Here is a 24,923-nt window from a genome sequence, read left to right on the forward strand (position 1 = left end):
GTACGCAGATTGTCAGTTTCATTTGGCAATCTAGTCCGGGTTAGAGATGTGCTTTCGATTAAAAACACAACTGCCCCATGCGTTAGCACTTGCACGAGGCAGTAGTGTTATTGGTGGTAGTCACTTAAATAATGCAGAGCTATTCCGCATCGCCAGCAGCTAACCATTCATCAATCAAGTCACGATTCTCATCGATCCAAGTCTTGGCACCTTCCACAGGGTCACCGGTTTGCTCGATTTCGGCCATCAGGCCACCCAGCGTATCGTCGTCCATGTGCCAGTCGTTGAGCACGGACGTAAGCCAGGGATCATCATCACCGAAATCTTTGCGCGACATCCAGTGAATATCATCACTTTCGCCGTAAACGCCTTCAGCGTCTTCTAGATATTTGAGGTCGTACTCGGCAAAGGCCCAGTGCGGACTCCATAGCGTCACAACGATCGGCTCTTCTCGCTCATAAGCGTCACTCAGTGCGGCCATCATGGCGGGTTCAGAGCTGTTAGTTTGATCAAGTGACAATTCGTACGCTTCTATTACTTCGTCGGTAGAGCCTGCAATCGCCGAACCTGAATCAATGCCAAGAATCGTTGGGCTACCTTGATATTCATAATCCTCGGCGTTCTCACCAAGTTCCTGGATAGTGTCGATTTCCACGTAGTCCGGCACGACCAGGCCCAGTTTAGTGCCTTCGTACCAAACATCGTGCACGTCGATCTCATCCTCGTGGGGTTCAAGGAAAGAGGCATCCGTGTTAGGTAACCAGATTTCCAGTGAGAGGTCGAAGTCATCGTTGGCCAGACCACTATAAAGTGCGCTCTTGCTGACGTCGGAGAGCTCAATGTCGTAACCGTGCTCTTCTTCAAGAATGATCTTCCACATATTGGCGACGGCAATGTTCTCGGCCCAGTTGTTGGTCCCGATCACCAATGACTTGTCATTGTCCGCTTGAACGACAGTTGTCGCTGCGAACAATCCTACCAATAAAGCCGATGATGACATTTTATTCATATCAAGCTCCTCTCTTTTGTTTTAGACATTCTAAAAATTCAATCGTAGCAGGTTATTATCGAATGACGATCGACATTACCGCATAGCCATCATGAGAAAAAAGAATGCGATGCCGTTTCCCTAGGTATATCCCAGCAGTCTTGAATCGAAGGGATAATCGGACAGCAGCTCCACTTTTCCGTCGTCGCGGACGTAGAGCTGTTCTTCAAGCTTGACGCCTTCACCCCCCTTCTCGTGGCCGATAAAGCTCTCCACGCACAGCGTCATTCCCGGCTCAATAATGCCGTCGTAGCCCTTGTCGTCGATATCTTCACGATGAACGATGTAGGGATACTCGCCATTCATGCCAACGCCATGGGCCAGGGCGAAGTAACGGCGCGCCTTGTAGGCTTCGGGCAGTTGCCAGGCACGCTCGGCGTACTCCTTGAAACTGATGCCGGGGCTGATGTTTTGCATATTGGTACTTATCTGTTCATACGCCATGGCGTAGAGGTCTTTCTGGGCCCGGCTTGCCTGGCCATCGCCACACAGGAAAGTACGTGAGAAATCAGCATAATAGCCGTAGCGTCCTACCACGTCGGTATCGAGCGCCACCAGCTCGCCCTCCTGGATGATTCGGTCTGAGCACTCCTGGAACCATGGATTGGTGCGCGGTCCCGAGTTCATCAATCGCGTCTCGACAAAGTCAGCATCGGTTTCGATGATGTGCTGATGCAGCCTCGACCACACGGCGTTTTCGCTCATGCCCGGCTGAATGGCCGTTTCAAGCTTGCGCACCCCGTCTTCTACCGCGCGCAGCGACGAACGGACCATCTTGATCTCATTGGGTACCTTGATGGCACGCGCCAACTCCAGCGGTGCCTGGGCATCCAACACCTCGAAGCCACTCGCCTTCAACATGAAGGCCGCTTCCGGCGTGGCGCTTTCGATACCGATACGCTTACCGCCCCCGCATTGCCGAACAAGGTCGATAATCTCGTCCGCCCAGGCGCGGGTCACCGCCTCGGTGTTTTTCTCATTGAAGTAATAAGAAATCGCTTTCGCCGAACGAATCTCATCCACCGTGGGCAGGTGCTTGGCCAGGTGCTCGCAGCCGGAAAACTCGAACAACACCACCGGCCCCTCGGCAGGGACGAACGCATAGCGCGCCGGGTTGCGGGAACTGTAGACCTGCATGTTGCGCGACCCGGTGGCATAACGGACATGTGCCGGATCAAAGAGCACCACCGCGGCCAGGTCACGTTTGACGAGTTCACGCCTAACCCGGCCAAGACGATCAAGTAATACCTGTTCGATCTCGGCGTGCGTCGGCTCGCAATCGCTGGGCGCATGGGTCGGCGGAAGAATGCCGAGGGTATCGAGATCCATCTTCATGGTCTCTCCTCTTCATTAAAAATATAGGGATGCGTACTTAGTCGATCAGCCCGTCAGTACGCTCGGCATCGCGGACTTCCGCCTGGATATGCTGTTCGGCGACACGCCCGTACAGCTGGCGCGTGCGCTCCAGCTTGCCGACCACGCCGGGTTGCTGCGAATAGGCGAAAATGGCCGTCAACCGTGGCGTATCACCTTGCACCTCTGAGACGCGGTGCAGACTGAAGCGCCCTTTGAAAAGTTGTAAGTCCCCCGGACGCAGATCCAGGCGCTTTATAGGTGTTGAGTCATCCTCACGAATCACCGCGCTGACACCGGTATAGTTTTCGTACTGGGGCGTACGAATACCCGGGCAATACTCGAAAACGCCGCCCGCTTCGGGCTGCTGCGTCATCATGGTGACGATGAATTCGTTGGTGTCGTAGTGCCACGGCTGCTGAGTACCATCGGGCAATACGTTGAGCACGAGGCCAGCGAAAGGGTCGGCGTACTCATAAATTTGCTCTTCGCCCAGACAGCGGGCCACCAGCGACTTCATGGCCTTGGAGACATAGAGCCGATGAATCAGGCTGTCGGCCGTGATCATGTCCCGTGTAACGAAACCGCTGGTACGCGTCATGAATATCCGGCGGGGATCATCATCCGGCAGCGAGGGGTCATCAGCCGTAAAATAGGCGTTGACCTGGCGCGTGTTGAAGAAGCTTTTCTCGGCCATGCGCGCGCTCTCCGCCCGCGCCTGTTCAAGAACGGCCGGATGCAGGAAACCTCGCAGTACCGCACAGCCCTCACGGTCAAGATCACGCCGGGCCGACTCAATGACCTCAATAAGCGACGGGCTATCGGGGTCATCGAGTGGATAACGTTGGGTATCGACGAAAGCAGACAGATCCAGGCGCTCGGCATCCGCCAACTGATCAGCGTTCAGCATTGCATTGCCCTCCAGAAGCAAACGGGAACCGGGCTTGGCACCCGGGCTTATCTGAAGGCATAGTGGATAAACAAGCGCTATTGAGGAAACAATTCCTTGTGATGGATTCCATCGACTTTACCGATAGCTCATCCCGCACGCCGTCACTCGACAATGAGCTGTTGAGCGCCTTCGTGGCCGTGGTGGACAACAATGGGTTCACTGCCGCCGCTAATCAGCTGCACAAGACCCAGTCGACGATTAGTCTGCGCATACGCACCCTGGAAGAACGGCTCGGCACGCGTCTATTGCAGCGTACAAGCCGCCAACTGACACTCACCCAAGATGGGGAAACATTCCTGGTCTACGCCCGTCGCCTGTTGCAATTGCAACGTGAAGCGTTAAGCGTGCTTGGTCACGGCGACCACGACGGCGTGATTCGTTTCGGCCTACCCGAAAATTATGCCGAAGCCTGGCTACCGGCACTATTGGGCCGCTTTGCCGAACGCCACCCTCGCATTCGGCCGCATATTCATTGTCGTATGTCGAGTGAGCTCATCGAGTCGCTGGAAGCGGGAGAACTGGATCTCGTGCTGACCATTCAACACAAGAGCCAACGGCACGGGGTATCAATGGGCCACGAGGAAGTGGTGTGGGCAGCGCATCAGGATTATCGTGTCGCCCCCAATGCGCCACTCGCACTGGCGCTCTTCCCCGACCACTGCCCTTATCGAGAGCGCGCCCTGGAAGCCCTTGCGCGCCTGGGCAGGCAGTGGTCGCTGGAATATACCACCCAAAGCCCTACCGGGCTGCGCGTTGCCGTCAACCTGGGCAAGGCCGTCACGGTCATTGATCGACGCGCCATGCCTGAGAATTGGCGCATCCTCGATGAAGCGGACGGGTTTCCAGCGTTGCCGCCTGCCGAGTTGACGGTTCGACAATCGCCAAGTTTCCAGCATCCTGCGGGGGATACGCTCGTCGACTTGCTGCGTGAACAGCTTCTCTCATAACAGCCTCCACGGCGGCGTCTCGAGACGACTATAACCCCGTGGGGGGATCGTCGATCTCCTGCGCCAGCCATTGGCGGAACAACTTGAGGCTCGCCGACTCCACTTGATGCGGCCGGGTGGCCAACCAATAGGAACGATGCCCGGTGACCTCGACATCGAGCCAAGATACAAGCTCCCCTCTATCCAACTCGCGCTCGACCATGTGTCGGTCAGCGATGGTCAACCCGACGGCGTTAACGGCAGCATGAATCGCCGATTCCAGCAGATCAAACGCGATCCCCCCGCTGGTCTTCACACCTTCGATACCGGCCGCTGAAAGCCAGTGATCCCAGGTATGAAAGCGATCCTCCCCCCACAGGACATGGAGCAGCACCTGGTGATTGAGGTCGAGCGCATCACGCCGCATAGACCCCCTGAGCTTGGGTGCGCAGACGGCGATATGACTTTCCTGCATCAAGTGCACCACCTCGGCATCCGACCACTCACCGGTGCCAAAACGAATCGCCGCATCCAGGTTTTCGTCTCCCACAAGGTCATCATCGGCACGCGTTGTCAGGGACAGCTCCAGATCCGGGTGCAATGATTTCAAGCGCCCCAGTCTTGGGATTAACCACCGATTGGCAAAAGTAGGAGGTGCATTCAGGCGCAGGTGGGAGACAGCATCCGGCTCTTGCAGCCCTCTTACGGTCCAGGCGATGCGGTCAAAGGACTGGCGCAGCACTGGCTGCAACCGCCTTCCCGCGTCCGTCAATCGAAGGTGGCCCGAACCGCGTTGGAAAAGCGACACCCCCAACTGCTCCTCCAGCAACTTGACTTGACGACTGACCGCGCTCTGGGTCACGCAGAGCCGCTGTGCCGCCAGGGTAAAACTCGCACACTCGGCGGCGGCCTCGAAGGCCTTGAGAGCATTGAGTGGGGGTAAGGTGCGTGACATGCGCCGAAACCTCATTGGGTGATTTTTTCGCAGTAACTCACCAGATAATGTCAGCAAACACCTCTCCAATACCAGTCTTGCATGAGTTATTGGAATACCCGGGGTTCACTTTCCTCGTTTGTGGGGCCACAGCTGAGCACCTACTATCACCAAAACATGCCAACTCACCGCCGAGGTTATCTGATGACGGACCGTTCCCACACCGACTGGCAGGCTCGCGCAAGCACGCTCCCGCTACCGCAACTGGCCTATATCGACGGACAATTTGTCCCGGCTCGCAGCGGCGCCACCTTTTCCGCAGAGAATCCTGCCACCGGTCAGGTGCTCACCGAGGTGGCCGCTTGCGACAGCGCCGATGTCGACCGCGCCGTCGCCAGTGCGCGCCGCAGCTTCGAGAGTGGCGAGTGGCGCGACCTGCCCCCGACCGAGCGCAAATCGCGCATGCTCGCCTGGGCGGATGCCATCGAGGCACAGCTTGACGACATTGCGCTACTTGAGACCCTGGAAACCGGCAAGCCGATTGGCCAGACCACCACCGTGGATGTGCCCGGCCTGGTCGGAGGGCTGCGCTGGTATGCCGAGTCCCTCGACAAGCTCTACGGTGAAACGGCGCCTAACGGCGCGACCAGCGTCTGCCTGGTGGAGCGCGAACCGGTGGGCGTCGTCGCCGCCGTGGTGCCCTGGAACTACCCGCTGATTATCGCCAGTTGGAAGATCGGTCCGGCACTGGGCGCTGGCAACTCGGTGATCCTCAAGCCCGCTGAGCAGTCCAGCCTGGCAACCCTCAAGGTGGCAGGGCTTGCTATGGAAGCAGGCATCCCCGCCGGGGCTTTCCAGGTGGTCACGGGGCTTGGTCACATAGCGGGCAAGGCATTGGGCCTGCATGCGGGCGTCGATGCCGTGGGCTTTACCGGCTCCACCGAGGTCGGCAAGGCTTTCCTTGAGTATTCCGCGCACTCCAATATGAAGCGTATCGGCCTGGAGTGCGGCGGCAAGAGCCCGCATATCGTCACGCGTGATGTAGAAGACCTGGACACCATCGCCATGTCGGTCGCCTATGGCGTCTGGTACAACCAGGGCGAGACCTGCCACGCGGGTACCCGCCTTATTGTCGATCGAACCGTCAAGCAAGCGCTGCTTGCCAAGCTCCGCGGTTGGGCCGAGGCACTTCAGCCCGGTGACCCGCTCGACCCCGCCGTGCAGATGGGGGCAATGATCGAGCAGTCACACATGGAAAAGGTTCAGGGCTATCTCGAACATGGCCAGCGCGAAGGGGCTCGCCTGCTATTCGGCGGTGAGCAAGTGCGCAGCGAAAGCGGCGGGTACTACCTGACCCCGGCCGTACTCGACGATGTCACCAACGATATGCGGGTGGCCCGCGAAGAGATCTTCGGCCCGGTACTCGTCGTAATCACCGTGGACGACCTGGATGAGGCATTGGCCATCGCCAATGACACCGACTACGGCCTCGGAGCGGCGATCTGGACAGACCGGCTACGCGACGGCCACCGCGCCGCCCGCGCCCTTCGCGCGGGCACCGTTTGGGTCAACTGTTACGACCACACATCGATCAATGCGCCGTTTGGTGGCTACAAGCAATCCGGCCAGGGTCGCGACAAATCGCTCCATGCTTTTGACAAGTACACCGAACTCAAAACCACCTGGATCGAGATTTGAGCCCTATGCCCCTGAACCATTTTCATACCGGACGTCAGACACCGATCATCGCAGGACCTGGCACTCTTGGGCAGCTACCCGAGCTTCGCCGCCGCCTGGGGACCAGCCGTTATATGCTCATCAGTGACCAGGGCCTTGCCGCGACCGGCCTGGTCGATGCCCTGGTCGACGACCTAACGGCTGATGCCGAGGTAGATACCTTCCTGGCACCGGCGGGCGAACCCAGCGTCGCTACCGCCGATGCGGCCGCGACCGTAGTTCGTGCCCTGCCCGGCCGCCCCCTGGTGATTGGGCTGGGTGGCGGCACCGCGCTGGACATCGCCAAGCTGGTCGCTGCCCTGGCAGAAAGCCCGGGCGACATGGCGGATTACCTGCTGGCCAAGACCCCTTGGGCAGGGCGCGTACCCGCCGTGATGGTGCCAACTACCTCGGGTACCGGCTCCGAAGTCACGCGAACCTCAATCCTCACCGACCCAGAGGGACGCAAGCTTTGGGCCTGGGGCGACGAGCTGCTGCCCGACGCCGTCCTGCTCGACCCGGCATTAACGCTTGGCCTGCCCGCTACGCTCACGGCTACCACCGGCCTGGATGCCTTTGTCCACGCCCTGGAGGCCACGACCGGCCAGGGGCAACACACGTTCATAGAAGCTACAGCGCTGCAGGCCATCCGGCTGGTAGGCGCGGCCCTGCCCAATGCAGTGGCCGCCCCGGATGACCTGGTGGCCCGCCAACGCATGCAGGAAGCCGCTTGCCTGGCGGGCCAGGCTATCGATAATGGCGGTACCGGCATCGCCCATAACATTGGCCATGCCCTGGGTAGCTGTTACCACCTTCCCCACGGTATCGCCGTAACACTCGCCCTAGAGGCATCGCTGGCCTGGTCCGTGACAGGTAATGAAGCACGCTTCGCGCCAGCGGCCCATGCCCTGAAGGCAGGTTCCGAAGCCCAAGAATTGCCCAGGCTGTTCCGAGAGCTTGCTGATCAGACCCACTTCAACCAGGCCCTTTCCCCCTTCACCACGCTGACCCTGGACGCTGAGGCGCTAGCTTTGACCATGCAAAAAGACGAGAACGCGCCCATGGCCCGCAACGCGGCTCGCCGTCCAACGGGCGATGATTGGCAATGGCTCGCCGACGCCACGGTGGCCGTGTTCACGCGCCGCGTCGCCGAGCTTGCCACCCAGAACCGGGAGATCAGCGCATGAACGTGATCGAGCGCATCGAGATCAGTCAGCACCAGTGCGAGCTCGACCCACCCTTCCCGGCGGCCTGGGATAGCCAACCCCGGCGCAAGTTTCCGGCCGCCATCGTTCGCGTGATCGACAGCGAAGGCCGTGAGGGGATCGGCTCGGGCGATGCCATGTATGGCTTCGACGACTTCCGGTCGCTATTTATTGGGCAGGACCCCTTAGCCATCGAACGCCACAGCGCCGTTATCGACAACATCGGCTTTCATGCCGGGCGCTGCTGGCCACTGGAAGTCGCTCTATGGGACTTGATCGGCAAGATCAAAGCCCAACCGTTATGGCAATTGTTGGGCGGCACTTCGTCACGCCTGAAGGCATACGCCTCCAGCGGCACCCATCGCCCTACCGAGCAGGTCGTTGCCCTCGCCGAACAGGTTCGCGACGCAGGTATCCCCGCCCTGAAACTACGCTTTGGCCGTCAGCGTCTTGAAGATGACCTCGCGGTGCTCGCCGCCGTACGTCGTGCCGTCGGCAAAGATCTCGACCTGATGGTCGACTGCAACCAGGGCTGGCGGATGCCGTGGGATACCCAGGCCCCCTGGGACCTGGCCAAGGCCAGCGAAGTGGCTGAGGAGTTGATTCACCATGATGTGCTGTGGATGGAAGAGCCGCTCTATCGCGGCGACTACCCCGGCATGAATGCCCTCAACGACCTGACCGGCGAGCGGCTGAAAATCGCCGGAGGCGAGATGACCCGCGAACCCTACGAATTCCGCGAAATGCTGCGGCAGCAGTGCCTTGACGTCTACCAGCCGGACGCCGTGTGCTCAATCGGCCTGCTTGGCTTATCGCGGCTGGCGAAAGAAGTCACCACGGCGGGCAAATGGTTCACGCCGCATACCTGGGGCAATGGCATCGGTCTTGCCGCCAACCTGCATCTCACCGCCGGAGCGGTTGGCCCGGCTGGCTGTCCTTATCTGGAGTACCCTTTCGACCCGCCGGAATGGACACCCGAAGTGCGCGACTTCCCGCTGACCACCGCGATCAAGCCTGATGCCAAAGGCTGGCTGACACTCTCTGACGAACCTGGCCTCGGCATTACACTGGATGAAGCACGTCTCGCGGCCACCCGCGCCAACCAGGCAACTTGGCAATAGCGGCTGTCATAAATGCTTTTTTGCGGCAATACGCGCCAAGCTCTGTTTCTGGCATCGCGGAGGGGTCAATGGCCAAGATTTATTTTTGCGGCACGTAGTTGCTGCAACTTATTTAGTTGAACTCAGGCATTTTAGGTTTTTGTGTTATCAACCCCTTCAGCCATCAAGCAAAGAAGCTCATACATGAGGGTGGCGCCCATCAATGCCGTGATACCGCTGGGATCAAAGGGGGGTGATACTTCTACGACATCAGCACCAATGAGCGGTAAACCGCGGAAACCACGTACGAGCTGAAGTGCTTGCAGGCTGGTAAGGCCACCGACTTCGGGTGTACCGGTACCAGGGGCGAACGCGGGATCGATGCTGTCGATATCGAACGATAAATACACCGGCCCATTGCCGACGACGCGACGGGCTTCCGCGATGACCGCGTCAATACCCAACGCATCCACTTCTTCCATAAACATGACGCGCATGCTGGTGTCATGAGAATAGTCCCAGCCTTGCGTCGTGTTCTGGGCACCACGAATACCGATCTGCACGGTACGCTTGGGATCGACCAGGCCCTGTTCACAGGCGAGGCGAAAGGGTCCGCCATGGTGAAATTTCGATCCTTGAAACTCGTCCCAGGTATCGGTGTGGGCATCAATTTGGATCAATCCTACGGGGTCGTCGGCCGCTAAGCCGCGTAAAATGGGAAACGTAACTGAATGATCGCCACCAGCGCTCAGTGGAATAACGCCTGCGTTTCGAATGGCCGCGTAATAGGCGGCAATATCATCAGAGACTTTTTCAAGGTCGTAGATTGAGGAAAATCGCACATCGCCGATGTCAGCAATGCGTGCCTGGGCAAAGGGGTCCAGTCCGGTGATGTGATGCGCGCTGCGCATCATGCTCGACTGGTTGCGTATTTCACGGGGTCCGTGACGAGTGCCGGGACGATTGCTGACGCCGCCATCAAACGGAATCCCCACCAAGGCAATATCCAGCGCTTCCAAAGTGTCGGCAAGCGGAGCCCGCAGGAAGCTTGCGATCTCTCGGTAACGGGGTTCGTGGCGGGGTAGGTAATGTTCGCCAGTGGCGGCATTGAGGCGAGTGCCGTCTGTGCCTTTGGCCATTTTATGCTCCTTATTGGCTTAAGCGCGCCAAGCTGGCGGCTAACAGTTGCGTGCCAACGACGGCGTCATCGAGCTCGGTATGTTCATCCGGATGATGACTAAGCCCCTTGTGACAAGGCACAAACAGCATGGCCGTTGGGCAGTGGTTGGCGAGATGAATGGCATCATGAAAGGCGCCCGATACCAAGTGAGGCGCAGTGATCCCTAGCTCGCCTGCAGTGGCATCGATTTGTGCCGTCAGGGTGTCAGGAAAAGCCACCGGCTCAATCCGGGATAGCGAGGCAAGCGTTACCCGGCAACCTGCCCAGGTTTGTTGTGTGATGTCGTTGAACGTGGCTTCCAATGCTTTGAGTGTTGCTCCCTCTGGGTGTCGTAAATCGATACTGAAGGTGACGCGGTCGGGAATCGTGTTCACTGAGCCAGGGCTGACATCGAATTTGCCGATGGTAAAGCGCACACGATCTTCGCTATCCCGTGCTGCTTCCCTTAGCGCGGTTGCCACCGCGCAGGCGCCTTCTAATGCATCGCGTCGATGGGCACGCGGTGTGGTGCCCGCGTGGTTGGCGCTACCCTCCACGGTAACTTCAAACCAACTCACTCCCTGAATGCCCTCGACGACCCCCACAGAGGCCCCCTTTCGCTCAAGGATGGGCCCTTGCTCAATGTGCAACTCAATAAAGGCGTGCATAGGCGTCGCCATCGGACGACGAGGCACGTCGGCGGCGTCCATTTCGGCCAAGCACATATCAAGTGCATGCCCCATCGTCATGCCCTCGCTATCTTTAATCAGCCGGGTTGCCTCAAGGCTTCGCACATTGCAGAAAACTGCCGACCCGGAGGTTCCAGGAGAGAAACGCGCCCCTTCTTCGTTTGTCCAGCTCACCAGGGATAAAGGGTGGCGTGGGGTAAAGCCAGCCGCTTTAAGCGCGCGAAGCGCTTCAAGGCCGGCTAATACCCCCAATGCACCATCGTATTTGCCACCTGCCGGTTGGCTGTCGAGATGACTGCCTGTCACGACAGGGGCTAGCTCTGGGTCGCTGCCGGGCAGATCAAGAAATACGTTACCCATCGCGTCGACGCTCGCGTTAGCCCCTAGCTCGCTGGCCTGTTCAACAAGCCATCGCCTTGCACTGATGTCATGGCTGTCCAACGCTAAACGCGCCACACCGCCATCTTCGCGAGCACCGATCATCGCAAGTGTCGCCAGATCCTTGGCTAGACGCCGCGGGTTGACGGCTGCCGCAATAGCAGGGAGATCACAAGCGGTTTGATCGTTGGGCGAGGCAGGGTCGTGGACCATTGGGCTCTCCGTCACTGTGTTGTTTATTCGTGAACCTCGAAATGCACTTCCACCGGCTCGCAGTCCTCCCCATTGATCGGGATGATGTCCTGAGGGCAGGATGACATGGCCACGACACAGTCCATTTCAGCGCGTAGGTCGACGTAATCACCTGGCTTAGAAACAGGCGGACACCAGTCAACGTTCATCTGATCATTAACCGGAATGTTCATCCACAAATTGAACGGTTGGGGAACTTCGGGGGCATCAATGCCAATGGCTTTCATGGCCAGGCGGAGGTTATCAGCGCAATTGTCGTGGTAGTCCTCGACGCCTAACGTCATGTATCGAAACAGGTCGCAGGCGGCCATTAACGTATCGTGAATGCCAGGAGAGGTATCTGCTGTGAGGGTCATGATCGGACGGCGACGGTTGCTTATCAGCGGGTCGCCGACTTTGGGGATTAACCCGCTGAGCCAGGCACGGCCATGCTCCCAGGACATGAATTCATTGAGATTGTGGGTGCTGAACGCCCAGGTATCGCACACCTGGGTTCCGTGCGTATTGATGATGCGGATAGTCTGCCCCGCTTTTAGACGCACTGCTCGGCCACCCCGGGCAGCCACTTCATAACGCTCCCCCAAGACAGGCGTGCCGTCCGGGGAAATTGGCGTGTCCAGCGTGTGGTTATGTCCGCAGGGCTCAGTGTTACTTTTGGGCAGTTGCTCAATACGCGCATGATCAAAGGGTGTCGCAGTATTCATAGGGTTCTCCAAGGATGTTGACCATCGCCTTTACGTTGTAAAAAGTGAATGGCACCGGTTGATAGACGCAGTACGTCCGTTAATCGATATGGCGCTCGCGCCAGGTGTTAAGAAATTGCTGAAGGCGTTCGCTTTGGGGTTGGCGGAATAGCTTGTCAGGCGCGCCGCTCTCTACCACGCGGCCTTGATCCATAAAGATCACCCGGTCGGCCACTTTTGCGGCAAAGCCCATTTCGTGAGTGACCACCACCATGGTCATGCCGTCGGCAGCCAGCTTATTCATTACCTCCAGCACTTCCCCAACCAGCTCAGGGTCAAGAGCGGAAGTAGGTTCATCGAAAAACATCACTCTGGGTTTCATGGCAAGGGCCCTTGCAATGGCGACTCGTTGCTTCTGCCCGCCTGAAAGGCTCTCAGGGAAATGCCCGGCACGGTCGGCCAGGCCGACTTGCTCAAGCATGGCCATGCCTTCCTCGTTGGCATCTCGTCGCGAAAGACCGTTGACCAGTCGCAGCGCTTCGGTCACGTTCTCAAGCGCCGTGCGATGAGGCCATAAATGGAAATGCTGGAAGACCATGCCGACGGAAGCGCGCACTTCGTCCACGCGCTTCTCGCTGGTGCGAACGCGTTTCCCACCGCTGTCTTCGTAGCCCAACAGTTGGCTGTCGATATAAACGCTGCCGTGATCATAGGGCTCCAAGAAAGCCAGGCAACGCAACAGGGTCGATTTACCTGATCCTGAGGGCCCTATCACACACACCACCTCGGAAGGCAAAATACTGAAGTCGATATCGGTCAGCACCTCAAGGTCGCCAAATTGCTTGCTTACGCCCTGCGCCTCGACAATCGCTTTTTGTCGGGTAGACGGTGTTGTCGCTAACGTGTCAACCATGGGCATGGCGGGTATCTCCTCGTGGTTCGATGGGGCGTGGCTGACGATTGGCTAAGCGCTTCTCCAGTGCATAGCCGCCTCGTGCAATCAGTTCAATGATCAACCAATAGAGCAAGGCAACCGCCAGGTAGGGCTCAATGACTTGAAACGTCTGATTGACGATAGACGTGGCATTTTTGGTCAGGTCATCCACCGAGATGATTGATATCAGGGCAGACTCCTTTACCAAGATAATTAGCTGGTTGGTGCTTGGCGGCACTATCAAACGCGCCATTTGAGGAATCTGAATGCGGGTTAACACATGCCGTGGGGAAATGCCGAGCATGCGCGCCGCTTCCAAGTGTCCTTTAGGAACCGACTTGAAGCCGCCGCGATAAATTTCAGCAAAATATCCCGCCCCATACAGACCGATGCCGACAACGCCAGCGACGCTCGCGCTTAAGTCTAAACCTATGCTTGGACCACCGTAGTAGAGTAAAAACAGCAGAATTAGCAGCGGAATTCCTCGACATATCTCCACGTAACAAGCCACCGGATAGCCGAATAGCCGGGGGTTCGCGAGCCTAAGGGCGGCAAGCACCAAACCGAGCGAAAGGGCCAGCACGCAGCCCAAAAAGCAGATCCATACCGTGTTCCACAAGCCTTGTAGAATAAGTTCACGTGCTTCCCATAGCATTGCGATATCAAACATGTAGGACGCTCCCTTACTCGGTGGCGAGACCGCCGACCATGCGGCGTTCCAAATAAGCGCTGACGCGTGCCAGCACCAGGTTTACGGCCAGATAAAGCAACGCCGCCGCCAAGTACGTTTCCAGTGGCTGAAACGTACGCGATGCAATTTGCTCGCTAACCCGCATCAACTCCGTCACTGCAATCACCGAGATGAGCGATGAGTTTTTGAGGATAGTGATGATTTCGTTTGTTAATGGTGGCAACGTAAGGCGGAACACCTGAGGCATGATGATGCGCTTCCGGGTTTGCCAATCCGAGATCCCCGCCATACGGGCGGCTTCTATTTGGCCAGCTGGAATGTGGCTGATCCCGCTGCGAAAAATTTCCGATTGAAACGCTGCCGTATTCAACGTGAGTGTGAGTATCGCCGCATAGATAGGGGCTATTTCTATACCCACTTCCGGCAGCAGGTAGTAGACCAACAGCAATTGCAGCAGGATGGGCGTCCCTCGCCAAAAGCTTCGGTAAAGGCCGCATGGCCAGGATAAAAGGCGATATCGGCTCATCAATCCGAAAGCCAGTAAGACACCCAGTACCAAGCCAAATGCGATGGCGGAAAGCGAGACCACCAATGTGGTGGTCAAGCCTTCAACAAGAGCCGGATAGTGGTTGAGCAGAATCTCAAACATATGGCACTCAGAGCGTTAGTGGCGGTTTATTCTGCGGAAGGAAGCTCATCGGGCAGATCCATTGTGGAACCGAACCATTTTTCCTGTAGCTCTTCGAGCGTACCGTCCTCATTGAGCCGTTGGATTTGCTCGTCCATAAAGGCATTTAGCGAAGCACTTTCCTCGTTATCACGGCCCGCCCAAGAGAAGTAAACCGGATCACCAAAGGTGCCGACGACCTCAAAGACCTCTGGGCGCGTACGCTCGGCTTCTAGCAGGTTAGGCAAGCTGTTGATGACCACATCGACTCGTCCGTTTCCCAACTCGGCATAGGCCTCATCGACGCCTGTGTAGGTGCGGATGTCCTCAACCGGTGTTCCTGCCTCCTCTAGCTCTGCGGCTAACGCTTCCAGGGCTTCTAATTGCGCCGACCCCGACTGCGCTGCCGCGACTTTGCCCGCGATGTCTTCAGGGGAGCTGATGTCGTCTTCACCGGTGCGTTTGAGGATGGCCATGGTCGCGTCGGCGATGGGGGCGCTTAAGTGATAGCGTTCCATGCGTTCCGGGGTGGCGGTCACGGAGGTGACGACATAATCAAACCTCTCGCGCTCCAGACCTGGCAGAATGCCTTGCCAAGGCAGGTCCATACGGATCAATTCCACGTCCTCACCAAGCTCAGGCATGATGTGTTCCATGATGTCAGCTGAGTAGCCGACGATGTCACCGTCTTCAATGTATTCGAAAGGGGCGAAACGCGCTTCAGTGCCGACCGTAAACGTGCCCTCTGAGCGAATATCATCAAGCAAATCGCTATGGGCGGTGGAGGCAAAGCTGACGCTGAGCAGTAAACCAGCGGTAATAGCCGTTGTACGATGCATGGGGATCTCCTCGGACGAGTGATGCTCGGGTCTCAGTGGCGCAAGCCATCTGAGCAACAACACCTTGAGTTAAGCAGGAACCATGCAACAATAAAATTGCTATCTTTCGATGTTCACTCCCGTTTTATTGATGTTAAACGCACTAACGTAGAGCATTCTGATGAAGCTTTCAGCCGCTGATCTTAAAAGCCTTTCCGTCTTTCTGGCCGTCACCGAGCATCGTGGCTTCGCCGGTGCGCAAACGGCGCTCCACATGAGCCAATCCGCGGTCAGCTTCCACATTCGAGCACTTGAAGAACGCGTGGGGTTTACCGTCTGCCGACGGGGACGGCAGGGGTTTGAACTGACCGAGCGTGGCGCCATTGTCTATGAGCGTGCCAAATTACTGCTGGCTTCGGTCGATGATTTTGACAGCGAGATGAGCGAGTTACGCAGTTCCGTCTATGGCACCCTTCGCTTAGGGGTGGTTGATAACACGATTATGGATGTAGACCTTGATCTACAAGGCGTCATTGGTGAGTTTTTACGCAAAAATCCCAAGGCACGCCTGAATATCAATGTGAGTAGCCCCGACCGTTTAATCGGTGAAATCGCCAACGGAGACGTACAACTTGGGATATTGCCTGAAACGGCCCAAATGGAAGGCTTGCAGCATCGTCAGGTCTATACCGAGGTGCATGGCATGTATTGCGCGAAACGCCATCCACTATTTGAACGCGACAGCCACCAACTCACGGTGGAAGATGTCATTAAGCACCCTTTCGTGGTCAGGCCTTACGCCAATCTTCAAGAGCTTAAGAGCTTTCCCAATGCACAGGTTGGTGCGCATGCCTCCAACATGGAGGCCCAAGCGTTAATGATCTTGAGCGGCCATTTTATTGGCAATTTACCCCATTACTACGCCGCTCATTGGGTTGAGCGTGGTGAGCTCAAAGCGCTACTGCCTGATCAAGTAGAGATCGCGTCGCCCTTTTGCGTCGTTACCCGTGCAGGTCGGCGCCCTTCTCTTATCGTGCGGACCTTTATTCAAGAACTCGTATCCAGGCTTTGGCAAGAATCGCATCTGGCCGATGCTAATAAAGGAGAGGAGTTCACACTTAATGGATATCATTAGACTGGTCCTTGTTGCGGCGGTCGCAATGACCAAGTGCAAGAATCTCGGCTACTTTGACGGCCAAACTCAATTCCTGAAAGTTATAAATAACTAAGATAAGAGCAGCACTTGGGCATCAGCCAGCAGATGCTCAAGCCATAGATACGACTGCTGAAGACCGAAGCCGACAAGCCAAGACTCCAAAATGCTCAATCAGCATCCTCATGAATGAGAAGGGATCAGGGTATCTGGTAGCGACTTCTTTTCCCATGTTATTGGCCCGCCTACTCAGAAAGTGGATGAGATTCTGATGTTGCCTTCGGTATACCTCCCTAACTTCTCGCCATCACGCTAGTCCGCTGCGCTTCTTTACTCCGAATCACCTACATTGCATACAATAATAGACAAAAGTTCAATTTATAGGGGTTTATAACTTAGCTAGATTCAAAACTGCATACAATTTTAGGAAAACAGATGGCGAACGCAGTTCACACAACGCCTTCTCCCGTGGTCCAAACAGCCACGACTAAGGTGCACGAAGTCATCAAACAGCGGATTCTAGATGGCCACTACCGAGGTCATGAGTACATTCGTGAAGCGAATATCGCCCGTGAACTCGAAGTGAGCAGAACGCCCGTCCGTGAGGCCCTTCGCGAATTAGTCTCAGAGGGTTGGCTTGAGATGATTCCCCATCACGGCTCTCGTGTGACGGCCTGGACGGAGAAAGACGCTCGTGAGGTCTTTGAATTGCGACTGGTGTTGGAGCCTATGGCGGTACGCATGGCCTGTGAGCACATGCACAAGGATTGCTTGGCCAGGCTCGAGGCGATGGCTTCAGACATGGAACAGCTCACTGAGATGGCCGATACAAAGCCATCGGTACGTAACGAGATCGCCTCGCTCAACCACGAGTTTCACCGCGAACTAATTCGCGCGAGTGGAAACCAGCGCCTGAGTGCCGTGTTGGAGAGCGTGGTACGCACCTCGGTAATACGACGTAATTTTGGTAACTACGACCTTGCTAGCCTTCGCCGCAGCATGCGCCATCACCGTGAGATTCTCGAAGCCATCACTGAGGGTAGCCCATTATGGGCCGAACGAGTCATGAGCGCTCACCTACTCGCTGCAAAGTCGCTGCATTTCCGCTTTTCCGATGCTCCTGACTATTAGCGAGCATCCATCAAATAATCCAATAGAGGCGTCATAACAACAATGATTCAACACGAAGCCCAACCCTCTACTCCTACTCCACTGAGTGACATTAAGGTCCTGGAACTCGGTCAACTGATTGCAGGCCCCTACTGCGGCCAAGTATTGGCTGACTTCGGTGCCCAGGTAATTAAAGTCGAACCGCCCGGCAAAGGTGACGCCATGCGCCAGTGGGGGGCGGAGGATAGTGATACGGGCGAGCCCCTCTGGTGGAACGTCATCGCCCGCAACAAGCAGTCGCTGACCCTGGATCTGCGTCAGCCACGCGGCCAGGAACTGCTGCGCGAACTGGCCACCCAGGCTGACGTGCTGATCGAGAACTTCCGCCCCGGCACCATGGAGCGCTGGGGGCTGGGCTTCGAGGAACTCTCCCGCCACAACCCCGGGCTGGTAATGGTGCGCGTCACCGGCTTCGGCCAGGACGGCCCCTACGCCTCGCGGGCCGGCTTCGCCTCGGTGTGCGAGGCCATGGGCGGACTGCGCTACCTGAGCGGCTATCCCGACCGCCCGCCGGTCCGAGTGGGCGTCTCCATCGGCGACACTCTGGCCGGCCTGCATGCCGCGCTGGGCACCATGATGGCGCTTCACCAGCGAAGCCGCACCGGTCGCGGCCAGGTAGTCGACAGCAGCATCTTCGAGTCGGTGCTGGCAATGATGGAGAACCTGATCCCTGAGTACGCTCGTGCCGGTCGGGTACGCGAACGCAGTGGTAGCTTCCTGACGGGCATCGCCCCCTCCAACGCCTATCCCGCTCGGGACGGCCGCGACGTGATCATCGGTGCCAACCAAGACACGGTATTCCGGCGCCTCTGTACCGCCATGGGTCAGCCGACCCTGGCCGACCACCCGGACTACGCCACCCACCGCGCTCGAGGTGAACATCAGCAGACCATCGACGACCTGGTGGCCGCCTGGACGCGCCAGCACGATGCCCAGCAGGTAGTCGACATCCTCGCCGAGGCCGGAGTGCCGGCCGGCTTGGTCTACCGGGCTCCGGACATGCTGATGGACGCGCACTTCCGCGCCAGGCAGGCCATCGTCGAGGTGCCGGATCGCCGCGGCAAACCGCTGCCGATGCAGAACGTCTTCCCGCGGCTGGCCGAGACCCCTGGCCGGGTCCGCCACGTGGGACCCGCGCTCGGCGAGCACACCGAGACCATCCTCGCCGAGTGGCTCGGCCTCGCCCCCGACGCCGTTAACGCCCTGCGCGACGAACGCGTGATCTGACCGGAGCACCCCCATGGAACCTATTATCGTCGTAATCCTACTGGTGGGGCTGATCGGCTTCGGCTTTCCCATCTTCCTGGCGCTGGGCCTGTCGGGCCTGCTCGGGCTCTACATGGCCCGCGGCTCAATGGCCTTCTTCTTCGCGCCCTCGTCGCTGTTTGGCCAGCTCAACCTCTTTGAAATGGTCGCCCTGCCGCTGTTCATCCTGATGGGCAGCCTGTTGGGCGCCACGCCGGTGGGCGCCAACCTCTTCCAGGCTGCGGTGCGTTGGCTCAATTGGTTGCGCGGCAGCCTGGCGATCTCCTCGGTAGGCGCCTCGGCCATGTTCGGTGCCGTCTCCGGCGTCAGCTTGGCCGGGGTCGCCGCGGTGGGCTCCATCGCCGTGCCGCAGATGCTCGAGCGTGGCTACAGCCGGACCCTGGCCGCCGGCTCGGTGGTCACCGCTGGCGCCCTGGCGATGCTGATTCCGCCCAGCGTGCCCTTCATCATTTACGGCGCGGTCTCCAGCGTCTCGGTCGCGGACCTCTTCATCGGCGGTATCGTGCCCGGTATCGTGCTGGCCCTGGCGCTGTCGCTGTACATCTTCATCCGCGTCAGCCTCAACCCAGAGGAAGCCCCGGCCGCCGAGCAACGCTTCACCTGGAAGGAGCGTTTCCAGAGCCTCGCCAACATCTGGCACGCCGCTTTGCTTGTGCTGGTGGTGCTGGGCTCGATCTACACCGGCTTCGCCACGCCCAGCGAGGCAGCGGGCATCGGGGCTCTGGGGGCCTTCCTCATCGCCGCGCTGATCTTTCGCTGCCTGACCTGGTCCAAGTTGTTGCAGATACTCGGCAACACCGCGCGGATCAGCGGCGTAATCCTGCTGATTATGGGCTGCGCCAAGATCTTCGGCGACTACCTCAACATGGTACGCGTGCCCCAGTTGCTCACCGAGATCCTCACGGCCAGCGGCCTGCCGGCCTGGGCGATCCTGCTGGCGGTCATGGTGCTGCTGATCCTGCTCGGCATGCTGGTCGACGCGGTGTCGCTGATCGTGGTCACCACCCCGGTGCTGCTGCCGCTGATTGAGGCGCTGGGCTACGACCCGCTGTGGTTCGGCATCGTCATGGTGCTCAACCTGGAGATCGCCGTGGTCACGCCGCCGGTCGGGCTCAATCTCTATGCCTTGCGAGGCGTCTGCCCGGAACTCTCCATCGAGGAAATTATCCGCAGCGCCTTGCCCTTCGTCGCCGTCCAATTCCTCGTGCTGATGCTGTTCGTGTTCTTCCCCGGCCTCAGCCTGTGGTTGCCGGGGCTGATGTAGCCCCGGCGCAACGCGACTCCACGGGGTCGCAACCGATGCAACCCAAGTGAACCCTCACGTAAAAGCACAACAATAAGGAGTCTCACCATGACCCTCACCCGTCGCCAAGTACTCAAGTACGGTACCGTCGCCACCACTGGCGCCACCCTGTTCGGCACCCAAAGCCTGTTCGCCCCACGGGCGATGGCCGCCACCGCCCTCACCGGAGTCAACTACATCACGCCATCCTACAAGGCGCTGAGCTACGGCTCCGACGGTTTCGTGAAGTTCCTGGCCGATAACCACGCCGATGTTATCGACTTCGACTACCACCATTCCGGCCAACTGCTGACCGCCGACGAGCAGTTGCCCGGCCTGCGTGCCGGCAGCGTGGACTTCATGTTCCACACCCTGTCCTACATCACCCGTTCGCTGCCGATCCTCGGCATCACCGGCCTGCCCGGGGTGGTCAACGCGCTCTATGAACACCCCGAGCGGCTCAAGCTGGGCAGCCCACTGATGGAGCTGATCAACGAGCAGCTCGCCGAGGAGAACCTCTACATGCTCTGCTCGGGCGGCGGCATCCTCGAGCCGGAGTACATCTGGAGCACCGAGGACAACCCGATCCGCTCCCTGGAGGACCTGCGGGGCAAGAAGATCCGCGTGGTGGGCTACGAGGCGACCACCGCACTGGAGGAATTCGACATCGGCGCCACCCGCATCCCTTCGTCGGAGACCTACCAGGCGCTCCAGCGTGGCACCGTGGACGCCGGCATCTTCAACATCTCCACGGTCGTGGGGCGCAGCCTGTTCGAGCAGCTCTCCACCTGCTACAAGCTGCCCACCACCGCCTTCACGGTGGCGCCCTTCATGCTGCGCGACCGCTGGGACAGCCTGGACGGCGACGTCCGTGCGGCCCTCGAGGAGGCCGCCAAGTGGTACGACGACAACTTCGTCACCCACTGTAACGACGACGTTTACCCCAACGAGTACTGGCCGATGATGGAGGAAGAAGGCATCGAGGTCATTGAGCCCAGCGAGGAAGACCTCGAGACCTTCAACGCCGCCACCGAGGCCGTTTGGGACCACTGGAAAGAAGATGTCGGCGAAGAGGTCGGCGAGCGCGCCATCGCCCTGGCCCTGGGCGAGGCCTGAGGAGGAACGCCATGACATCCTACGTCATGCGCGGCTGGGACGGCCTGATGGCCGTCCTGCGCGGCGCCTCGATCCTGGTGCTCGCCTTCATGGCGCTCACCATCTGCTACGACGCCATGATGCGTCACGTCTTTTCCGCCCCGACCAGTTGGAGCCTGGAGATCAATTCCTTCCTGCTGGTCTACCTGGCGGTAATGGGGGCGGCCGAGGCCCAGCGCCACGACGCCCATATCCGCATCGAGTTCTTTGCCGACAAGCTGCCGGTACGCGTCCAGGCCCTGGTCGGCGTGGCCACCGGCCTGCTGGGGGCAACCTTTAGCTTCATCATGGTCTGGCGCGGCGGCATCATGATGAGCCAGGCCTTCGAGTACGGCGAACGGGTCTCCAGCTCGCTGGGCACGCCCATCGGCATCCCCTACGCCATGCTGCCCCTCGGCTTCGGCCTGCTCGGCCTGCAGTTCCTGCTCAATGCCTGGCAATCGGCTTGTCGCGTCCGACACCCCGACGCCGCACCACCACCGAATGGAGAGCCCGGCGATGTCTGATACCCTCAGCCACAAACTGATCAAGGACCACCTGCTGGAGGGCGACATGACGCCGGGCGGCGAGATCGCCCTGCGCATGGACCAGGCTCTGCTGCAGGACATCCTCGGCACCCTGGTCATGCTCGAGCTCGACGCCATGGGCCTCGACCGCGTGCACACCTCACCCAGCGTGCAGTACATCGACCACACCCTGATCCAGCAGGACAACATCAACGCCGACTCCCACCTCTTCCTGAAGAGCGCATGCGAGCGCCTGGGGGTCTGGTACAGCGGCCCAGGCAACGGCATCAGCCACCCGGTGCACATGGAGCGCTTCGGCGTGCCCGGCCAGAGTCTAGTAGGCTGCGACAGCCACACCACCGCGGCCGGTGCGCTGGGCATGCTGGCCATCGGCGCCGGCGGCATCGAGGTGGCCATGGCCATGGCCGGCCAGCCGCTCTATCTGGCAATGCCGGAGATCATCGGCGTGCGCCTGGAGGGCAAACTGCCCGACTGGGTCAGCGCCAAGGATATCGTCCTTGAACTGCTGCGCCGTCACGGCGTGGCCGGGGCGAAGAACTGCATCCTCGAGTATTACGGCCCCGGTCTGGCCGGGCTCGACGCAATGGACCGCCACGTGCTGGCCAACATGGGTACCGAGATGGGCGCCACCGGAAGTGTCTTCCCCAGTGACGAGGTGACCCGCGACTTTCTGCGCTCGCGGGGTCGCGAGGCCGACTGGACCCCGCTCGCCGCCGATCCGGGCTGTCGCTACGACCGCGAGGAGCGCATCGATCTCTCGAGCCTCGAGCCGTTAATCGCCCTGCCCTCCAGCCCGGACAAGGTGGTGCCGGTGGCCGAGGTTGCCGGACAGCCGCTCTACCAAGCCTACATCGGCTCCTCCGGTAACCCCGGCTACCGCGACATCGCTGTGGTGGCGGAGATCGTCAAGGGCAGGAGCGTGGCTGGCAACGTCTCCCTGGACGTCAACCCGGCGACTCGGCGCATTCTCGCCGCGCTGATCGACGAGGGCCACCTGGGCGCGCTGGTCGCCGCCGGTGCCCGCCTGCACCAGCCCGGCTGCAACGGCTGCATCGGCATGGGCCAGGCCCCGGCGGCGGGCCGCAACAGCCTGCGCACCGTGCCACGCAACTTCCCCGGTCGATCCGGCACCCGCGAAGATAGCGTCTTCCTGTGCAGCCCCGAGACCGCCGCCGCCTCGGCGCTCAAGGGCGTGATTACCGACCCCCGTAGCCTCGACATGCCCTACCCGAGGCCTCGCGAGCCCGTCGACATGGCGCTGGACAATGCCTGGTTCCAGCCGCCCTTGCCCGCCGAGCAGGCTCGGGGCGTAGAGCTTCTGGCCACCGACAACACCCCGCCGCTGCCGTTGATCGAGCCGTTGCCCGAGACCCTGGAGGTGCCGGTGCTGCTGGCGGTGGACGACAACATCTCCACCGACGACATCATGCCCGCCGGCGCGCGAGTACTGCCGCTGTGGAGCAATGTCCACGCCTCGGCGGAGCACCTCTTCGAGGCCGTCGATTCCGACTACGTCGCCCGCGCCCGCGAGCAGGGGGCGGCCGGCCATGCCATCGTCGGGGGCGCCAACTACGGCCAGGGCTCGAGTCGTGAGAACGCCGCCCTGGTGCCGCGACTGCTGGGCCTGCAGCTGGTGATCGCCGAGAGCATCGCCCGCATCCACTGGCAGAACCTGCCCTGCTTCGGCGTGCTGCCGCTGACCTTCGTCGACCCGGCCGACCGCGCGCGATTGAGCCGGGGTACCCGGGTGCGTATCGAGGGCTGGCGCGCAGCGCTCGCCGCCAGCCGCGAGGTCACGGCAACACTGGATAACGGCGAGACGCTAACCCTGCGCCACGAGCTCAGCGCCCGCCAGCAGGCGATTCTTGCCGCCGGGGGCGTGATCAACTACCTGTCTTCCACACCATGAACGACGAGACCGCTCCCATGACTCTGCTCGCCCCTCCGGCAAACGTGGAAATCGTTGAGGTTGCTCCCCGCGATGGTTTCCAGTCGATCCGCGACCCGCTGCCCACCATCGATAAGCAGCGCTGCATTTCAGCCCTCGTCGATGCTGGCATCACCCGCCTCGAAATCGGTTCTTTTGTGAGCCCCAAGGCCATCCCCCAGATGGCCGACACCGGCAAACTCATCGAGGCCTTCGCCGACCAACCAGCACTGCGCCTTTCGGCGCTCGTGCCTAATCTAAAGGGAGCAGAGCTGGCCCTGGCGCACGGCATACGCGAGGTCGTCTACGTGGTCTCGGTCTCAGAGTCCCATAACCGCAGCAATGTACGACGAAGCGTCGATGAGTCTCTGGAGGATCTTGGCCGAGTGGCAGAGCGCCTGCGTCAGACCGAAGGGACCCGGTTACGTCTCGACCTCGGCACCTGCTTTGACTGCCCCTTTGAAGGCACCATCGACTGGCAGCAGGTTGACCGCGTCCTCAGCCAGGCCACTCGCCTGGCAGACGGCTTGCCAATGGAAGTGGCACTATGCGATACCACCGGCCGAGCCAGCCCCTATCAGGTGGCTGAACATTTCACCCAGCTGCGTGAACGCCATGGCGGCAAAGGGCTGGCATGGGCCTTCCACGGCCACGATACCTACGGCATGGGCGTAGCCAACGCACTATTCGCGATACATCATGGCGCCACGGCAATGGATAGCGCCTGCGCTGGCCTTGGAGGCTGCCCCTTCGCCCCCGGCGCCACTGGCAACACCGCCACCGAAGATCTGCTCTACGCCCTTCAGGGCGGCAAAGTCGCCACGGGGATTGATCTATCAAAACTGCTCGTGGCGGCCGACCTGATCGCCGCCCTGCCCGGCGGCCAGACCGCCAGCCACCTGCGCCAGGTGCCGCGAGAACGGATGCGCTAAACCGTG

23 protein-coding genes are annotated in these 24,923 nt (G+C 59.7%); 12 read left to right on the forward strand and 11 right to left on the reverse strand.

What is annotated here, in order from left to right:
• Positions 1–139 precede the first annotated feature (139 nt).
• The 3 genes from CPH17_RS06170 to CPH17_RS06180 all read right to left on the reverse strand — a co-directional run bounded on the left by CPH17_RS06170 (position 140) and on the right by CPH17_RS06180 (position 3,311).
• A complete protein-coding gene (locus tag CPH17_RS06170; RefSeq protein ID WP_096298619.1) occupies positions 140–1,009 on the reverse strand; it encodes a glycine betaine ABC transporter substrate-binding protein in 870 nt (289 codons plus the stop codon).
• A 120-nt stretch (positions 1,010–1,129) separates the two neighbouring features.
• Positions 1,130–2,383 carry a M24 family metallopeptidase gene (locus CPH17_RS06175; protein WP_074396963.1) on the reverse strand — a complete coding sequence of 418 codons (1,254 nt, stop codon included), beginning with the start codon at positions 2,381–2,383 and terminating at the stop codon, positions 1,130–1,132.
• Positions 2,384–2,420: 37 nt separating this feature from the next.
• On the reverse strand, positions 2,421–3,311 hold the full coding sequence (locus tag CPH17_RS06180) for a HalD/BesD family halogenase (protein ID WP_074396964.1): 891 nt from the start codon (positions 3,309–3,311) through the stop codon (positions 2,421–2,423).
• A gap of 101 nt (positions 3,312–3,412) precedes the next feature.
• Here CPH17_RS06180 and CPH17_RS06185 point away from each other — a divergent pair, with 101 nt between their 5' ends.
• Positions 3,413–4,300: a LysR substrate-binding domain-containing protein gene (locus CPH17_RS06185; protein ID WP_074396965.1), complete on the forward strand. Its 888-nt coding sequence runs from the start codon at positions 3,413–3,415 to the stop codon at positions 4,298–4,300.
• A gap of 28 nt (positions 4,301–4,328) precedes the next feature.
• On the opposite strand, the gene CPH17_RS06190 is transcribed toward CPH17_RS06185, so the two are convergent.
• Positions 4,329–5,234 carry a LysR substrate-binding domain-containing protein gene (locus CPH17_RS06190; protein WP_074396966.1) on the reverse strand — a complete coding sequence of 302 codons (906 nt, stop codon included), beginning with the start codon at positions 5,232–5,234 and terminating at the stop codon, positions 4,329–4,331.
• Positions 5,235–5,417: 183 nt separating this feature from the next.
• On the opposite strand from CPH17_RS06190, the gene CPH17_RS06195 reads away from it, so the two are divergent.
• The 3 genes from CPH17_RS06195 to CPH17_RS06205 are packed head-to-tail and all read left to right on the forward strand — an operon-like array spanning position 5,418 to position 9,255.
• Positions 5,418–6,911: an aldehyde dehydrogenase gene (locus CPH17_RS06195; protein WP_074396967.1), complete on the forward strand. Its 1,494-nt coding sequence runs from the start codon at positions 5,418–5,420 to the stop codon at positions 6,909–6,911.
• A gap of 5 nt (positions 6,912–6,916) precedes the next feature.
• Entirely contained in the window at positions 6,917–8,116 is a 1,200-nt protein-coding gene (locus CPH17_RS06200) for an iron-containing alcohol dehydrogenase (protein WP_074396968.1), read from the forward strand.
• Positions 8,113–9,255, forward strand: coding sequence for a mandelate racemase/muconate lactonizing enzyme family protein (locus CPH17_RS06205; RefSeq protein WP_074396969.1), 1,143 nt, complete (start codon positions 8,113–8,115; stop codon positions 9,253–9,255). Before CPH17_RS06200 ends, CPH17_RS06205 begins: the two co-directional genes overlap by 4 nt.
• Before the next feature lie 131 nt (positions 9,256–9,386).
• On the opposite strand, the gene speB is transcribed toward CPH17_RS06205, so the two are convergent.
• The 7 genes from speB to CPH17_RS06240 form a co-directional block, all read right to left on the reverse strand.
• Complete coding sequence (gene speB, locus CPH17_RS06210; RefSeq protein ID WP_074396970.1) at positions 9,387–10,373, reverse strand: agmatinase; 987 nt, start codon at positions 10,371–10,373, stop codon at positions 9,387–9,389.
• A 10-nt stretch (positions 10,374–10,383) separates the two neighbouring features.
• Positions 10,384–11,673 (reverse strand): M20 family metallo-hydrolase, encoded by a 1,290-nt coding sequence (locus CPH17_RS06215; RefSeq protein WP_074396971.1) that lies wholly within the window; start codon positions 11,671–11,673, stop codon positions 10,384–10,386.
• Positions 11,674–11,696: 23 nt separating this feature from the next.
• Positions 11,697–12,416, reverse strand: coding sequence for a DUF1989 domain-containing protein (locus CPH17_RS06220; protein WP_074396972.1), 720 nt, complete (start codon positions 12,414–12,416; stop codon positions 11,697–11,699).
• Between the two features lie 79 nt (positions 12,417–12,495).
• A complete protein-coding gene (locus tag CPH17_RS06225; protein WP_096298621.1) occupies positions 12,496–13,314 on the reverse strand; it encodes an amino acid ABC transporter ATP-binding protein in 819 nt (272 codons plus the stop codon).
• Entirely contained in the window at positions 13,301–13,999 is a 699-nt protein-coding gene (locus CPH17_RS06230) for an amino acid ABC transporter permease (protein WP_096298623.1), read from the reverse strand. Before CPH17_RS06230 ends, CPH17_RS06225 begins: the two co-directional genes overlap by 14 nt.
• Before the next feature lie 13 nt (positions 14,000–14,012).
• On the reverse strand, positions 14,013–14,669 hold the full coding sequence (locus CPH17_RS06235) for an amino acid ABC transporter permease (protein ID WP_074396974.1): 657 nt from the start codon (positions 14,667–14,669) through the stop codon (positions 14,013–14,015).
• A 26-nt stretch (positions 14,670–14,695) separates the two neighbouring features.
• Positions 14,696–15,526 carry a transporter substrate-binding domain-containing protein gene (locus CPH17_RS06240; protein WP_096298625.1) on the reverse strand — a complete coding sequence of 277 codons (831 nt, stop codon included), beginning with the start codon at positions 15,524–15,526 and terminating at the stop codon, positions 14,696–14,698.
• Between the two features lie 160 nt (positions 15,527–15,686).
• Between CPH17_RS06240 and CPH17_RS06245 the strand changes: the two genes are divergently transcribed.
• From CPH17_RS06245 to CPH17_RS06280, 8 genes are all read left to right on the forward strand, one after another.
• On the forward strand, positions 15,687–16,640 hold the full coding sequence (locus CPH17_RS06245; protein ID WP_074396976.1) for a LysR family transcriptional regulator: 954 nt from the start codon (positions 15,687–15,689) through the stop codon (positions 16,638–16,640).
• Between the two features lie 453 nt (positions 16,641–17,093).
• Complete coding sequence (locus tag CPH17_RS06250) at positions 17,094–17,789, forward strand: GntR family transcriptional regulator (RefSeq protein WP_172898690.1); 696 nt, start codon at positions 17,094–17,096, stop codon at positions 17,787–17,789.
• A 42-nt stretch (positions 17,790–17,831) separates the two neighbouring features.
• Complete coding sequence (locus CPH17_RS06255; RefSeq protein ID WP_096298627.1) at positions 17,832–19,055, forward strand: CaiB/BaiF CoA transferase family protein; 1,224 nt, start codon at positions 17,832–17,834, stop codon at positions 19,053–19,055.
• 13 nt (positions 19,056–19,068) lie between these two features.
• Positions 19,069–20,358, forward strand: a complete 1,290-nt coding sequence (locus CPH17_RS06260) for a TRAP transporter large permease (RefSeq protein ID WP_096298629.1) — start codon at positions 19,069–19,071, stop codon at positions 20,356–20,358.
• 87 nt (positions 20,359–20,445) lie between these two features.
• Positions 20,446–21,492 carry a TRAP transporter substrate-binding protein gene (locus tag CPH17_RS06265; RefSeq protein ID WP_096298631.1) on the forward strand — a complete coding sequence of 349 codons (1,047 nt, stop codon included), beginning with the start codon at positions 20,446–20,448 and terminating at the stop codon, positions 21,490–21,492.
• 11 nt (positions 21,493–21,503) lie between these two features.
• Positions 21,504–22,037, forward strand: coding sequence for a TRAP transporter small permease (locus CPH17_RS06270; RefSeq protein WP_096298633.1), 534 nt, complete (start codon positions 21,504–21,506; stop codon positions 22,035–22,037).
• On the forward strand, positions 22,030–23,967 hold the full coding sequence (locus CPH17_RS06275; protein ID WP_096298635.1) for an aconitate hydratase: 1,938 nt from the start codon (positions 22,030–22,032) through the stop codon (positions 23,965–23,967). Before CPH17_RS06270 ends, CPH17_RS06275 begins: the two co-directional genes overlap by 8 nt.
• A 17-nt stretch (positions 23,968–23,984) precedes the next feature.
• Positions 23,985–24,917 (forward strand): hydroxymethylglutaryl-CoA lyase, encoded by a 933-nt coding sequence (locus tag CPH17_RS06280; RefSeq protein ID WP_096298637.1) that lies wholly within the window; start codon positions 23,985–23,987, stop codon positions 24,915–24,917.
• Positions 24,918–24,923 lie beyond the last annotated feature (6 nt).

The sequence above is a fragment of the Halomonas sp. hl-4 genome, assembly GCF_900215475.1.
Classification (GTDB): Bacteria; Pseudomonadota; Gammaproteobacteria; order Pseudomonadales; family Halomonadaceae; genus Vreelandella.